Source organism: Enterococcus sp. DIV1421a, from assembly GCF_051711025.1.
Lineage (GTDB): Bacteria > Bacillota > Bacilli > Lactobacillales > Enterococcaceae > Enterococcus_B > Enterococcus_B hirae.
Window position 1 is genome coordinate 2,543,662 of the sequence record NZ_JBIOLU010000001.1, and the last position, 14,814, is coordinate 2,558,475.

Genomic DNA, 14,814 nt, shown 5'->3' on the forward strand with positions numbered 1-14,814 from the left:
TCTTCAATAACCCATTTTTTAAAGCGCTGCTCTTTGTCAAGTGCTAAAAAACGGTAAAATAGAAGACCTATTTTACCGTTTTCTATATTATTTATTAAGGAATAACACACTTTACCGCCTTTTTATACCATCAACATATACATGCCCACAGCCACGACAGCTCCGACCATTGGCGCTACTACTGGTATCCATGAATAGCCCCAGTCTGAGTTTCCTTTGTTTGCAATTGGTAGAATCGCATGGGTCAGACGTGGACCTAGGTCACGAGCTGGGTTGATCGCATAGCCAGTTGGTCCACCTAGGGAAAGACCGATTGCTAAGATCAAACCTCCGACAGCAAAGACATTCGTACCATCGGCAAATGAGTTTTGTCCAAACGCTAATAATCCTAGTACTAAAACGAAAGTACCGATCAACTCGGTGATAAAGTTCGCTGGATAATTTCGAATGGCAGGACCTGTCGCAAATGTACCTAAAATTGCGCCTTGGTCTTTTGTCACACTCCAATGTGGTAAATACGTCAACCAAACTAAAACAGCTCCGACGATCGCACCTAACATTTGCGCAATAATAAACGGAATCACTAGGTTCCAGCCAATTGCACCGGTCATCGCCATCGCTAAAGATACGGCTGGATTCAAATGAGCAGGTCCCATAAATCCGGAAATATAGACAGCCATTGTAACGGCTAGTCCCCAACCAAAAGCAATTACGATCCAACCAGAAGCTTGGGCTTTACTCTTGTTCAAGTTAACCGCAGCACATACCCCATCACCAAGTAAAACTAAAATCATCGTACCAATAAATTCTCCCATGATCTGCGTCATTTCTGCACTCATCTATTTTTCCCCCTTCAATTCACGTAGATCCGACTCTGCGATCAATTCTTCTAAATGAGCTTCTTGACGCTTCTTCTCTTCTGCTGACCAAGCGAAGTAAGACGCAATGGCATCAATGATCGGTTGTTTGATTGCATCAAGTTGATCACGTTCAAACAACAAGTGATTCGTGCGGCGAATCAAGTAGTCGCCTGGTGCTAATACCATTTCTTCTTCTAACCCATAACGTAAACGAGCAGATTCAGCTAAACTTAGTCCTTCATACGGTGTCATTTCTTTTGCCAAAGCAAAAATCTTTTTCGCATTGGTTCCATAAAAATCTGCAATGTATTTTGCATCAGCTTCTGCTAAACCAGATTCAACTCCGATTTTTGTCAATTCTTCCACAGTTTCTTCCAGTTTCGTTGGATCAAAATCTCCTCCGGAAACGGGATAATGTTTCGAATCGATTTCTTTAACTGACATCCGGTAGTCATCTTTCAATAACTGGCGGATTAATTTTAGTGCGCCCTCTGCCATCTTACGGTAGTCTGTGATCTTCCCACCTGATAGTGTCACCAAACCATCCGATTCACGTTCTAATGAGCTACCTCGAGAAATCGAAGAAGGGGCTTTTTCATCACGGCTGTTTTCTAAATGATTCAATACATCCTCTACTTCTAACCGAGAAGCCTTGTTTTCTTTATATTCAGTAACCGTATCAACGACTTTGCTAAAGCTTTTATCTGAAATAGAGCCGTTGTCACCACCGTTATAGTCAGAACCAGAATTACCGATCAATAATGGGCGTAACCCTGCCCAACTTGATTCGATATCTGCGAGGGTGATGTTTGCATCTGGGTAACGATGATTGATGACATCTAATAAATAGTCCACATCTTCTTGCGTTACTTTTGGATCCGTATAGTCCCCTTGATAGTCCGTATCTGTCGTTCCAAAATACGTTTTATTTTCTCGTGGAATGGCAAAAACCATTCGGCCATCTTGTTTGCCCGTGTCAAAATATGTTGGTTGTGGAACAGGCAGTTTTTTAGCATCTACGACTAGATGAACACCTTTGGTTGGTCGCATCTTAGGTGATACCGCACGTTTGAAATTCAAGTTACGGATTTTATCGACCCATGGACCACTTGTATTGATCACTATTTTTGCGTGGATTTCCACGACTTGATCCGTTAGCAGATCACGTGCTTTGACACCCACGATTTGATCTCCTTCATATAAAAAGCCAATCGCTTTCATTTTACTTACTAGGTAAGCGCCATCTTCTGCTGCTTTTTTGATGTTATCGATCACTAAACGTGAATCATTGTTCCGAAAATCTAGATAAACACCAGCGCCCTTTAACCCTTCTTTTTTCAAAAATGGTTCTCGTTCTAACACTTCTTCTGGCGTCAACGTATAGTTTTCATATTTTGTTCCAGTCACATTTGCCAATTTATCGTAGAGATCCATTGCCACTTTGACTGAAAACATATTAAACGTCGTTGCCCCCTCATCTTCATAGATCGGTAGTAACATTGGATCAGGTTTTGGAATGTGCGGTGCAATGCCTTGGACCACCGCTCGTTCGCCTACAGTATCTGCTACAACTTCGACGTCAAAAGTTTTAAGATAACGAATCCCTCCGTGTACTAATTTTGTGGAGCGTGAAGAAGTACCTTCTGCAAAGTCTTGCATTTCGATTAGCCCCGTTTTGATTCCTGATGCAGCAGCTTGAAGCGCCACACCAGCCCCTGTGATACCGCCACCAATAATCAGCAGATCCAACTTTTCGTGTTGCATTTTTTCAATACTTTCTTGTCTTGTTCCTCTTGAAAACATGACATTCCCTCCCTTTACTCAAATGCTTGTGTTGCTACTACCGCTTTTTTCCAACCGCCATATAATTTTTCTCTACGCTCTTCAGGCATCTCTACTTCAAACATCTTGCCCGCTTCATAAAATTCTCTGATTTCATCTGTATCTTTCCAAAAACCAACCGCTAAACCAGCTAGAAATGCCGCACCTAATGCCGTAGTTTCCAGATTTTCTGCTCGTTGGATCGGAATATTTAAAATATCTGTCTGAAATTGCATCAAATACTCATTATTCGCTGCGCCACCATCGACCTTCAAGACTGGTATTTTGATCCCTGTGTCTTCTTGCATCGTATCAATGATATCTCTTACTTGGTATGCAATCGATTGTAAGGTTGCTTTGATAATGTCTTCTTTGGTCGTCCCACGTGTCAACCCAAACATCGAACCTCTCGCAGCTTGATCCCAATAAGGTGCCCCTAACCCAACAAATGCTGGCACGACATAGACTTCATCCTCACTTGTGGAACGTTTTGCTGCCTCTTCGGAATCACTTGCTTTTTGTAACATTTGCAACCCATCTCGCAACCATTGGATAGAAGAACCGGCTACGAAAATGCTCCCTTCCAGTGCATAGTAAACCTTGCCATTGATTCCATAACCAATCGTCGTTAATAGATTGTTCTTGGATAGTTGTGGTTCTTCCCCAGTATTCATGACGATAAATGATCCTGTACCATACGTATTTTTGACCATTCCAGGTTCAAAAGCCATTTGTCCAAACAAAGCAGCTTGCTGGTCACCAGCCATCCCAGAAATCGGCACTTCACTTCCATAGAAATGATACCCTTGTGTATAACCATAAATTTCTGAATTAGAAGTCGGTTTTGGCAGCATCGCTCGAGGAATGTTCAAAAGATCAAGGATTTCCTGATCCCAATCAAGATCGTGAATATTAAACAACATCGTCCGACTTGCATTGGAATAATCCGTCACATGTGCTTGACCGTCTGTTAATTTCCATACCAGCCATGAATCGATCGTACCAAAAAGCAATTCGCCTTTTTCAGCACGTTCTTGCGCTCCCTCTACATGGTCAAGAATCCAACGTATTTTTGTAGCAGAAAAATAGGCATCAATCACTAAACCTGTTTTTTTATGGAAAAAGTCTTGGTAGCCTTCCTTTTTTAAATTATCAGCAATTGATGCGGATTGACGAGATTGCCATACCACAGCATGATAAATCGGACGTCCAGTATCTTTTTCCCAGATCACCGTCGTTTCACGTTGGTTAGTGATCCCGATGCCTGCAATTTGATTCGGTTTGATCCCAGATTCAATAAATGCTCCTGCAATGACCGACTGTACGGAGTTCCAGATTTCATTCGCATCATGTTCCACCCAGCTCTCTTTAGGAAAATATTGCGTGAATTCTTTTTGTGAACTACCGATATGTCTACCTTTTTTGTCATAAATAATTGCTCGTGAACTTGTCGTTCCTTGGTCAATCGCCATGATGTATGTTGATTCTGTCATTCTGATCTCCTCCATTATCTGCAAACGCTTTCTAAATTTATCTTTATCTTACACCGATTCATTTTTTAGAAACTGCCAAAAAAACATTTATTTTCTGTTTTTTTGACAGTTTTTAATTTTTTGCTTTTTTTTCTTCTTCGATTTTTTGCTTTAACCTTGCGATATCATAGCTTGAAGCAAACTCTGATAAATAATAATAATTTTGATGAAGATCTTCTTGATTAAATGTGATCACTAAATCATACTTTTTCCCTGGTCGTCGATTTTCAATCTCAATCCCACTGATTCCTTTTAACTCTCTTAACAAAAATTGTTGAAATGCCACTCGATAAATCGGTAATGTTTCAATATCGATTCCGATAGTGACCGATTTCGCAATATAAAAATCGATCATCATAAGAATATTGGCATACTGAATCATGAGATAACTTAAAGCAGCTTCTTCACCTTGTTTAGCAGGTAGTTGTGTCAGCGTTGTTTCTTTCAATCGTTCGAGTAATTGACTAAGGGAGCGGCCTAACATCTTTTTCTGTTGTTGCAAGAGATGTTCTGGCTCATAGATCATCATGACTCCTCGAAAAAAATAAAACTCATTATCGATTTGAGCTAATTGATAACCGACTGCTTTTTCTTCCTTGATCTTCAACTTTCGTGGACGATAGTGCCACAACATCGTTTCTCTAATGTACGTATCTAATACAGCTGTTGGTAATTTTTTGCTTCGGGTTAAATCATATTGATAAAAATGTTCTTCTGATAACACCGCAAACGAGACAAAAAAACTGTAAAACATTAAAGGCTCATAGCCACTGATCTCAGCAGCTGTCCGACTTAAATAAAGTGAAATGACCGGATCAAGTGCTTGATACAAACGATCCTTTTGGTAAAGTATTTTCTTTTCTTTCAATGTAGCAAACGTCGTTTTTTCACTCAATAGCCGTTTTCGAGTGATCCCCAGCCAGCAGGCGATTTTACTAGCTGACTCTTGAGAGAATGTCGTTTCTAAGGCTCGCTCCAATCCTAAAATAAGCGGCGCTTTATCAGGCGTCTGTTGTAAAAAAAGGGGACGTTGTGATTCAGAGATAAATTGGAATAACACATAGTAGAAATAACGAACTTGCAATTCCTCGCCATAGAGTTGGCCATTTTTGATTTGTAGAGAAAATTCTTGCAGTAACTGATTCAATTCTTTGATCTTACGAAAGACAGAAGATTCACTGATATTAAACGCTGTCGCTAGACGAACGATCGATGCTTGGTGATGTTCTAATAAATAAATAAGCAGATTGAATTTCAAGCTTTGTTGAACTAAGAATAGAATGATTTTTTCTAAGCTGACATCTTCAGCCAACTCTAATGTGACTTGAAATTCATTTCTTTTGATTGCTACTTTCTTCCCCATCATCCTACCGATCATTGGGATTTCTGCTATATATTGATCAAATGATGTTTTAGAAAGATTGACTTGTTCCCTTAATTGATTCGTGCCTACAGTTCCACCATGCAACACCATGTCCCTAAGAATCAACACTTGCAACTGCTCTTTTTTCTCTAGTAATTGTTCAATCTTCATCGAGCGTATCAACCACCTTTATCAATTGAAGCGGCAACCGATATTCTGGCTGGAAGAATAACTCCCGTTCGAATAATTTCTCTAACGTCCAGCCTTCCTCAATAGCGAGAGTGAATCGATCCAATAAATCGAATATCTCCTCTCGACTTCGCAACTGCGCACCAAGTAATTGTCCCTTTTCATTGCACATCACTTTGATTTTCGCCGTTTCACTATTGGTCGCAGCTAAGCGGGCAAGCAAATATGTTTTACGGACAGTCTGCGGATAAAAAATACTTTCTTCTTCCGTTAGCCCGACACTTCCTAGAAAATAACCAAACCAATGATTTCCAATTGCTCGGTAGGTTCCCGGATCTTTCGTACGTTTGCCACTAATCGTTTGACTGACCACTTGTGCCGTACGTAGTGCATTATTGACCAAAGAGACATACATTTTTTCTTGAGTCGGTTGGAACGTCACTTGGATCGCATCACCGATTGCATAAATATCCTTCGCTGACGTCTGCAAATACTCATCGACCCAAATCGTACCATCTTCATTTAGCTTCAACTGATCTTGCCAGAGATGATGGTCTGGACGCGTGTGATTCGCTAGCAGAACTAAATCATAGCTTTCTGTTTTTTGATCCGTCACTACGACCACTTGCTCGTTTTCTTCGAGCGTTTGCACTTGTTCATTCAAAAACAATTGGATATGCCGTTGCAATAACTCATGTGTTAACGGTTGAACCATTTCGGGATCGAAATAACGGAACAACAATGTTGGTCGACTTTCATAGAGATGGATTTCTTTTTGCTGATGATATAACCCTTCTGCTAATTCAAGTCCTACTTGTCCCGCACCAATCACAGCAATCTTTTGTGCCTTCGCAAGACTTTGTTCCAAAGATTCTTTTAAGTGGATATCTTTAACAGAACGGATCTGCGTACTTTTGTTTCCATTTTTGAATTGCTGACTCGAACCCGTTGCAATCACTAACGTATCAAAAGTAAGCTGACGCCCATTTTGGATAAACACTGTCTTCGTGGCTATTTCAAGTGAAACGACTTCCGTGCGTACTTGAACATCAATTGCGTATAGCGCTTGCAATTCTTCCTTAGTCAACCAATAAAGTTGCTCTTTACTTGTGAGTTGCTTTTTTAACAGTAAATTGAGTCCACTCGGTATAAACCCAATCTTGTCTTGTTTTTCCAAAAGTATGATTTCACTGTCAGGACAACTTTTTCGCAAAGAAATTGCTGCATAGATCCCCGCAAAAGAACCACCAATGATCACGATCCTCATCCATTTCCCTCTTTTCCAATAGCCTATTTGAAGAGTATCATGTAACCGTTAATGTTTCAAAAAATGTACTCAAAAACGAAGCAAATCTTCGATCATAAGAACAGCCGTGAAAAAATAAAGGGCACAAATAAGCCAGTTGAAAAATAGATATACCCAGTTATTTAAAATAGACTGATTTTTATTCAATCTTCTATTTTTTAGCACTTTTTTAAAAAATAGATACTATTATGTCAAATGTTCTAAACTTTTTTATTTTAAAGCAAAAAAATAAACGTTATTTTAATAACATGATTTTTGATTTAATTAGTTATCTCATTTACAACTTTTATGTAAGCGAATACAAAGAAAGGAGAACATTAAAGTTTGTTGGGTTAGTGAAAAAATAATCAAAAGGAGTTTAATTATGAAAAAAAGATCTATACTAATGTCCTTGTTGTTGCTTTTGCCCTTTTTCTCGTCCCCACTGAGTGTCTATTCTCAAGAAACCACGGTCGAACCACAAGCTGTCTTGCAAGAAGAAATGCCTCCCTTGGTACAACCAATTCCTTCAACTCTTGCATCGGAAAAACAAGCAATTGCCTCACCTTTAAATATCTTTAACCATTTATCTTTGTCAGAATATGCTTCTGCCTTATCTGGTGGAGCAACTTTAGGCGCAAGTTTTCTGGAAACTGCTGCCGCCCCATTCATCATTCCCGTCATGCTAGGTGCTAGTATCGCATATAGCAGTTACCAATTAGGTTCCTATTTAGGTGTCATGACAAACGATCTTATTCAAACCAGTAAGGGGCTTCGTGAATCATTAGGCTCTACCTCCAATGTGCAACAAGATCTCACAGATTTCGCACTTTCTGGGATGAATTCCACAACAAGCACGTATAATTTTTCACAAAATCTACAAGCCCGCTATGCGCAGGACGTCACCAGCCATGCGGTAATGCGTGAATACCTCACCGGCACAAATGATCATGGTGCTTATCGCTTTTCCATAAGTAGTGACGCTTCGATGTATCGTAGGCGCATCAGTTACAACCTTCTATGGTCTGAACAAGGACAAGCTTGCATTCTTGGACGCGATGCATCTGTAGCGAAACACACTTATGCAGACGACCAATTTTTTGTACTAGAAAGTATTGAACTAGCGGAACCTTCCAGAGCGAGTGATCAAGCAATCTTAGAGATCGTTGGTAAATTCTATATTGCTAATGGTGCCTCACAAGCCTTTTTATATACAAAAGAACTACCTATCTCTATGACGCAAGCCTTAGAACAAATTACTACTCTTGATGGCTTACTTGGCTATGTGCAACAAACAACCACCTATACATTAGGTGCAATTGATGTGCCTTCAACAGCAGTAGCAGTTGAAACCGCACAAGCAATGGCAAAAGAATATACGACACGCAAAGCACAAATTACCAATCGTTTAACGGAGGCACTCGCTCCGACTAATAATGGGATTGATTTTGATCCATCAGGGATGATTGCTTCCTTATACGGACAAGCCGTGGTGTTAGATCAAGCAGGCAACTTTATTTATGCAGAAACGAAGCAAGCCGTTCCTACTTACTACTGGGACGCCATTGAGATTTCTTACAGTGCCGATGCTATTCCATATGATGATGCCCTCACCATTGATGGTCGGCGTGGCGTGCTTGATGAAGAGACCGGAGATATCATTGACGGTAAGACCAAGGACGTCTTGATCAAAGGGGCGCTAGGAGCTACTTGGACAGCAACTAGTATGGCGCTACTGAAAGAGCGGATCAAAGAACTGAAAGAGAAAGACCCTAACAATAAAGATGACGATGAAAAATTTAGTTGGTATACGCCCATCGATCTAGTCTATGATGAATTTTTTGCAAAAGGCGGAAAAGGCCACACGATTATGCGACATATCGGGAAGACGGAAAAAGAGTTACAACAGCGGCTTGAAGGAAGTACTTTTTTGCTTCATGCCTCGACCTTCTATGATCCTGTTCAAGCGCTAATTGCGATCAATGCAGGGATCTATACCGCGAATCAACGCTATTTAGATGGAAAGATCAAAGCGCCATTAGGGGAGTGTTCGTTTGATTCATCCAAAAACCGGATTGAATATGATTCCATTGAAACTTGGCCTCTTGGGCGAGGAGTTTATAAAATAGACGATAATACGTATAAGTCTTATAATTCTATTACTTACGCCAAGGTGATCATTCAAAAAACCAATCAAAAAATCCGAAAAAATCGGCATTATTACATTGTCACTTCTTTTCCGGATCTAAAAAGATATAAAAAAGAAACAAATACTTTGCTCTATGAATAATAGTGTAATATGGAATAATCGAACTACAAATATGTACTTGATTTTGTTGATTTCCCCTTAAAGAAAAGAGAGTCAAGGAAGTTCTTCCCTTGACTCTCCTTTTTTAAACACTTTTTAACACCTATGGAATAATTAGGGCAACATCAATCACTGTAAATCGTTTCCTTTTTTTGTCATAGATCGACCATAGATACGCTCCATCATCTCTTCTGGGTTCATTATAATAATTGGTAAAATCCGTATGCCATTGATAAATGACTAACTCACTTCGATCAGGAAACAGAAGTTGATTGACTCGTCGGAAATCTTCGATTGTTCGATGGGTCTGGAGATAACTACAAAAAGCAATTTGGTATTCCCCACCCTTGGCAAAAAAAGTGGTGGAACTGATTTCATCAGCTTTCATCATTTCGGGATTGACCCGTATGGGAAAGCCGTCATAAGTATCAAATGAGGTTTCTTCCATATAAGTAAGCGTTACTTCTTCAGTTCGCTCGTAGAGTTGTGGAAATCTGATCAATAATGCTTCACGCTCTTTTCTAAGCTCTTTTATCATTTGGTAACGCTCTTGTTTGCGTTCTTCATGATCAATTTGTAGCTTTTTGAGATCTACTTTTCGTCCGACGGCTTGAAGATATTTGATCTCTCCTTGTATATCTCCTTTTATTTGGGCATCTACCTCAGCTTCTATTCTTGCTTCGACTTCTGGGGTTAGTGTGACCTCAACTTTTGGCACTTCGGCAAATTTTTGAGTTAATCCAGGCACAAATTTTGGTGTCCAAATGCACCATACCCGATTAAAATACGTGAGAAAGGCCAGTACTGCTTCTTGATGACTCGTAATCCCTTGGTTATTGTCTTCTTTAAAAAAAGCACAATGGACGGGTTCAATTAAATGATCGTTATACTTATAATAGAACGTTTCTTTTTCTAGCAATTCCATTTTTCCACTCTCCTCTACTTAGTTACGCCTCACTTTATTTTATCATGAAGCCGACTGAAGTAAGACAACTACCATAAACCTATTTTTTCATAAAAAGAGAAAGAATTGAACACCAAATAGCTAGGAAGTTTTTCCCTTAACTCCTTTCTTAAACACTTTTTATCACTTATGGAATAATTAGGGCAATATCAATCACTGTAAATCGTTTTCTTTTTTTGTCATAGATTGACCATAGATACGCTCCATCATCTCTTCTGGGTTCGTTATACAAATTGGTAAAATCCGTATGCCATTGATAAATGACTAGCTCACTTCGATTAGGGAACAGAAGTTGATTGACTCGTTGGAAATCTTCGATTGTTCGATGGGTCTGTAGATAACTACAAAAAGCAATTTGGTATTCCCCACCCTTCGCAAAAAAAGTTGTGGAACTGATTCTATCAGCTTTCATCATTTTGGGATTGACCCGTATGGGAAAGCCGTCATAAGTATCAAACGAGGTTTCTCCCATATAACTGAGCGTTACTTCGGCTGTTTGTTCATACAATTGAGGAAACATGATTAATCGCGCTTCGCGATCTTTTCTAAGTTCTTTTATTATTTGGTAACGTTCTTGTTTGCGTTCTTCATACTCCATTTGTAGCTTTTTGAGGTTTACTTTCCGCCCGATTACTTGAAGATGTCTGATCGTTGCTTGCATATCTGCTTTTAATTGGGCATCTACCCCAGCTTCTATTCTTGCCTCGACTTCTGGGGTTAGTGTAATCTCAACTTCTGGCACTTCATCTATTTTTTCTTTTAGCCTTGGTATTGATCTTGATAAGCGTATCGACCATACCCGATTAGTATATGTGAGAAAGGCAAGTACTGCTTCACGATGACTTTCGTATCCTCGATCCTTTTCCTCAGTAAAAAAAGCACAATTGACCGGTTCAATCAGATGATAATTACACTTATAATAGAACGTTTCTTTTTCTAGCAACTCCATTTCATCATTCCTTTCTTCCTTAGTTACTTTCTATGTATCCGCTTTTATTTTACCATGGTTTTTTACCTCTCATACTCCATAAAAAAATCAATTTTTAGACTTACGTTGTCCATTCTTTTTATTTTTTTATAGAAATAGAGGGCAAAATCTGAAGCGACTCCAAACAGTTAGACTAAAAAATCTAAATTTTGGAGGACGTTTCAGATTCCACCCTCTACTTTATAAAGTTTTCTTCTATTGTTAAATTGGATTGTTTTTTGGCAGACTTACTATAATGCTGTAATAAGAAGGCCTACGTCGGAACTGTTTATTTTCATTTTTTGCTTAACTTTTTCCCTTAACAACTTACTTCTTCAAAGATTCAACGACTTTGATTCCTAATTGATGCGCAGATTGAGGATTCTGTCCGGTCAACAACTGTCCATCTGCATGTACGACCGCTGTAAATGCTGGTCCTGCTTGATAGTTTGCTCCTTTTTCTTTCAAGGCATCTTCTGTTAGAAAAGGTACTTTGTCCGTTGTTCCATTCGCTGTTTCTTCTTCGTTACTAAAACCAGTGACCGTTTTTCCCGCTAAAATCGGTTGATCAGAAACGTCAACTACAGGAAGTAATCCGACTACACCATGACAAACAGCTGAAACGATTCCGTCATTCTGATAGATCGATGAAGCAATTTTTCCTAGATCCGTTGCTTCAGGAAAGTCCCACATGGTTCCGTGTCCACCGGTATAATAAATCGCACGATACTCGTTTGGGTCGACTTCAGCTGGACTCAAGGTGCTTCCTAACGCTCGGTTACGGAAATCTTCGTCCTGATAATAGTTCCAATCGATTTCATCCATCGCTTCCAGACTCTTCGGCTCCAAAGGAACATACCCACCTTTAGGACTGACAAAATCAGCTGAGATATTATTTTTAACTAAAGCATCGTAAAAATGAGTCAGCTCACTCAGCCACAGACCTGTTGGACGGTCGGTTCCTTTATATTTTTCCACATTCGTTAAGACGATCAATACTTTCATTGTTCTCTCTTCTTTCTTTACTAATAGATCTTCACTTATCTATTAGTATTTGATTGATAACGGATCTGTAAAAAATTATACAATGGATTAGGTAAATAGAGTTCTTGATATGCTTTTGCAAATGGTTTGGTCACAAGTTCTGTATCGCGATTTTCCATTAATTTGACCGCCCATTCGGGATCAACTAATAGTTGCTGTCCAACTGCGACAAGCTCTGCATCAGATAAAACCGCTTCAACATCTTGGCGATTACGGACATTCCCTACACCCACTAATGGTATTTTTCCTTGCACTGTTTCATGGAGATAGTGAAGCATCGATTGCTCATTGTATTGCTCAGAACGAGCAACACGATCATACGTACTTAATGAAACATGAAGGTAATCCAATTTTGTTTCACGTAATTTTTCCATTAGCCATATGGTATCTTCAAAACGGATACCAGGCGTTTCAAATTCTTCTGGTGAAAAGCGATAGCCTACGATAAAAGGCTCTGTTGCGTATGTTTCGACAGCTTGAAACACACTTTTCACTACTTCATCAATAAAGCGATAGCGATTTTCTAAGCTTCCGCCCCATTGATCTTCACGACGATTAGAATGTGGCGAAAAGAATTGTTGGATCAAATACGTATTAGCACCGTGTAATTCTACACCATCAAATCCAGCTTCGATCGCTCTTCTAGTTGCTTCACCAAAAGCCTTGATTGTTTCTAAGATTTCGTCTTCTGACAAGGCACGTGGTGTTTCCGCATTAGGTCGTTCTGCAGGGATTGCGCTAGCCGAAACAGTTTGTTCGCCTGATAACGTTGCTCGACTCGTCATACGTCCGCCATGGAAGATTTGTACGATCGCTTTTGCCCCATTTTCTTTGATTGCCTTTGCCAAGTCACTGAGCCTAGGTATCATTTCATCATGCGCTATGCTAAGTTCACCGGGCCAGCCTTTTCCTATATCTTGCACATTCGCAGCCCCTGTAATAACTGCGCCTAGTCCTTTCGAACGTTCTTGGTAATACGTGATCTCATCTTCCGTAATCACACCATTATAAAAACTTAACTGGGTGGTCATAGGTGCCATCATCAAACGGTTAGGTAATGTCACACCAGAAGGAAAAGTGATTGTTTCGTTAAAATTTGCCATGGTGATTCCTCCATTCAGTTCTCTTCGTTTATTAAAACACATAATTAGTTGCGCATACAACTAACGAGATTAAAAAAATTTATTTTTTTTGTAGTTTTTCAGTGGCTGAATTGATTGCTTTAGATAAACATTCACTTTCCGCAGCTCCTAGAATCTCTTGATACGTATGATGTAGTTCTTCCCAGCTACTATCGATTTCTTTTACAAATTCCCGTCCTTGATCCGTCAGATAAACTAATGACAAGCGTCCATCACTGACTGTTTTGATATAGCCTTTGTATTCCAATTTTTCGACAAAACGAGCAATCGTTGAAGGTGCAGAACAAAGTAATTGGGCGATATCCTTTTGTGGTAACCCATCTTTTTCTTTTAAAATTAATAAAATAAACCCATATGTCGGTGTCAAACCCGTTTTCTTAAATGCTTCATCTGCCATTTTATTCAACAGGCGATCTAATTTTTTCACACTAAAAAACAGACAATCATTTAACGCTTGTTCAATCGGTTTCTCCATGTTTTCTCCCCCTAATATCCGCGTAACATATCATAGTATGATTTTTGTTATTTGTCAAAAAAGGCTGTAGTAACAAGGGAAAACAAGAGCATGTAAAATTCCTAGAAAGAATAATATAACCTGTTTTAGGGGATATAAAAACGCAGAAACAAGATTCAAGCACCTTCAAACAATGAGCTGCACCAAAAATTTGAAATAAGATAAGTAGAGAACAGATACGGCAAAAAATTGTCTTGGTATTTCTTATCATTTTTGAAGTCTTCTTACTTTCTTGATGTTTCATACTGTTATCTTTTCACATGCTCTCCTTGTTGAAGAGAGGTCTTATTCCATTCATAAAAGAATGATTCAAAAAAATTGTCACTAGGTACCGCCAAATAAGAAAAAAACTGCGACTGATTGGTATGGTTTATGCGCTGATTGGTTTATACTTTTTTCAGATAAACTACTTTGGCACCTAATAATGAGACACCGATATGCAAAGTTTCAGCAACTGCAGGTACGCTTTCACCAAAAGGCAATACGCTGACACGATTGATGATGACCCCTATGATAAATACAAGAACGGTCAGCCAAGTTCCCTTTTTTACCCATTGCTGGTCACTTTGTCTTTGATAGATTTTTACAGTTTGGGCACGTAACACACCAAAGATGAATCCCAGCAAAACAGACAAAACAATAAGAATAAGTGTATGGTTAGTCTTAATGATTTCTTGCCAGTTGCTTATGATTAAATAAAGTCCAACTAATACAATGATGATTTCACTTTTCATCGTGTCTTTGATTGCTCTTTCTTTAAGTAATCTCTGTAAAAAAAAGAGAATCAATACTAACACAATGAGATAATTTTGTAGATGTTCCACG

General features: G+C 39.2%; 12 protein-coding genes. 1 reads left to right on the plus strand and 11 read right to left on the minus strand.

Going from position 1 to position 14,814, the window contains the following annotated elements; all coding sequences use genetic code 11:
- Positions 1-122 precede the first annotated feature (122 nt).
- The 5 genes from IGK21_RS11515 to IGK21_RS11535 all read right to left on the minus strand — a co-directional run bounded on the left by IGK21_RS11515 (position 123) and on the right by IGK21_RS11535 (position 7,032).
- Positions 123-839, minus strand: a complete 717-nt coding sequence (locus IGK21_RS11515) for an MIP/aquaporin family protein (RefSeq protein WP_010720960.1) — start codon at positions 837-839, stop codon at positions 123-125.
- Positions 840-2,663, minus strand: coding sequence for a type 1 glycerol-3-phosphate oxidase (gene glpO / locus IGK21_RS11520; protein ID WP_010737029.1), 1,824 nt, complete (start codon positions 2,661-2,663; stop codon positions 840-842).
- Between the two features lie 14 nt (positions 2,664-2,677).
- Complete coding sequence (glpK, locus tag IGK21_RS11525) at positions 2,678-4,174, minus strand: glycerol kinase GlpK (RefSeq protein WP_010720962.1); 1,497 nt, start codon at positions 4,172-4,174, stop codon at positions 2,678-2,680.
- Between the two features lie 112 nt (positions 4,175-4,286).
- Positions 4,287-5,747, minus strand: a complete 1,461-nt coding sequence (locus IGK21_RS11530) for a helix-turn-helix domain-containing protein (RefSeq protein WP_181915141.1) — start codon at positions 5,745-5,747, stop codon at positions 4,287-4,289.
- Positions 5,737-7,032, minus strand: coding sequence for an FAD-dependent oxidoreductase (locus tag IGK21_RS11535; RefSeq protein WP_181915142.1), 1,296 nt, complete (start codon positions 7,030-7,032; stop codon positions 5,737-5,739). Before IGK21_RS11535 ends, IGK21_RS11530 begins: the two co-directional genes overlap by 11 nt.
- A gap of 403 nt (positions 7,033-7,435) precedes the next feature.
- Between IGK21_RS11535 and IGK21_RS11540 the strand changes: the two genes are divergently transcribed.
- Positions 7,436-9,340, plus strand: coding sequence for an RNase A-like domain-containing protein (locus IGK21_RS11540; RefSeq protein WP_252703169.1), 1,905 nt, complete (start codon positions 7,436-7,438; stop codon positions 9,338-9,340).
- Positions 9,341-9,461: 121 nt separating this feature from the next.
- Here the strand turns inward: IGK21_RS11540 and IGK21_RS11545 are convergent, their stop codons facing one another.
- From IGK21_RS11545 to IGK21_RS11570, 6 genes are all read right to left on the minus strand, one after another.
- Positions 9,462-10,283: a hypothetical protein gene (locus IGK21_RS11545; RefSeq protein WP_181915143.1), complete on the minus strand. Its 822-nt coding sequence runs from the start codon at positions 10,281-10,283 to the stop codon at positions 9,462-9,464.
- A 166-nt stretch (positions 10,284-10,449) separates the two neighbouring features.
- Entirely contained in the window at positions 10,450-11,271 is an 822-nt protein-coding gene (locus IGK21_RS11550; protein ID WP_181915144.1) for a hypothetical protein, read from the minus strand.
- A 345-nt stretch (positions 11,272-11,616) separates the two neighbouring features.
- Positions 11,617-12,294, minus strand: coding sequence for a type 1 glutamine amidotransferase domain-containing protein (locus IGK21_RS11555; RefSeq protein ID WP_181915145.1), 678 nt, complete (start codon positions 12,292-12,294; stop codon positions 11,617-11,619).
- A 35-nt stretch (positions 12,295-12,329) separates the two neighbouring features.
- Complete coding sequence (locus IGK21_RS11560; protein WP_181915146.1) at positions 12,330-13,436, minus strand: NADH-dependent flavin oxidoreductase; 1,107 nt, start codon at positions 13,434-13,436, stop codon at positions 12,330-12,332.
- Positions 13,437-13,515: 79 nt separating this feature from the next.
- Positions 13,516-13,950 carry a MarR family winged helix-turn-helix transcriptional regulator gene (locus IGK21_RS11565; protein ID WP_181915147.1) on the minus strand — a complete coding sequence of 145 codons (435 nt, stop codon included), beginning with the start codon at positions 13,948-13,950 and terminating at the stop codon, positions 13,516-13,518.
- Positions 13,951-14,375: 425 nt separating this feature from the next.
- Positions 14,376-14,813, minus strand: a complete 438-nt coding sequence (locus IGK21_RS11570) for a hypothetical protein (protein WP_063627598.1) — start codon at positions 14,811-14,813, stop codon at positions 14,376-14,378.
- Position 14,814 lies beyond the last annotated feature (1 nt).

Excerpts from the sequence above, each read along its gene's own strand:
- IGK21_RS11515 (WP_010720960.1), bottom strand. The coding sequence starts at position 839 with ATGAGTGCAGAAATGACGCAGATCATGGGAGAATTTATTGGTACGATG.
- glpO (WP_010737029.1), bottom strand. The coding sequence starts at position 2,663 with ATGTTTTCAAGAGGAACAAGACAAGAAAGTATTGAAAAAATGCAACAC.
- glpK (WP_010720962.1), bottom strand. The coding sequence starts at position 4,174 with ATGACAGAATCAACATACATCATGGCGATTGACCAAGGAACGACAAGT.
- IGK21_RS11530 (WP_181915141.1), bottom strand. The coding sequence starts at position 5,747 with ATGAAGATTGAACAATTACTAGAGAAAAAAGAGCAGTTGCAAGTGTTG.
- IGK21_RS11535 (WP_181915142.1), bottom strand. The coding sequence starts at position 7,032 with ATGAGGATCGTGATCATTGGTGGTTCTTTTGCGGGGATCTATGCAGCA.
- IGK21_RS11540 (WP_252703169.1), top strand. The coding sequence starts at position 7,436 with ATGAAAAAAAGATCTATACTAATGTCCTTGTTGTTGCTTTTGCCCTTT.
- IGK21_RS11545 (WP_181915143.1), bottom strand. The coding sequence starts at position 10,283 with ATGGAATTGCTAGAAAAAGAAACGTTCTATTATAAGTATAACGATCAT.
- IGK21_RS11550 (WP_181915144.1), bottom strand. The coding sequence starts at position 11,271 with ATGGAGTTGCTAGAAAAAGAAACGTTCTATTATAAGTGTAATTATCAT.
- IGK21_RS11555 (WP_181915145.1), bottom strand. The coding sequence starts at position 12,294 with ATGAAAGTATTGATCGTCTTAACGAATGTGGAAAAATATAAAGGAACC.
- IGK21_RS11560 (WP_181915146.1), bottom strand. The coding sequence starts at position 13,436 with ATGGCAAATTTTAACGAAACAATCACTTTTCCTTCTGGTGTGACATTA.
- IGK21_RS11565 (WP_181915147.1), bottom strand. The coding sequence starts at position 13,950 with ATGGAGAAACCGATTGAACAAGCGTTAAATGATTGTCTGTTTTTTAGT.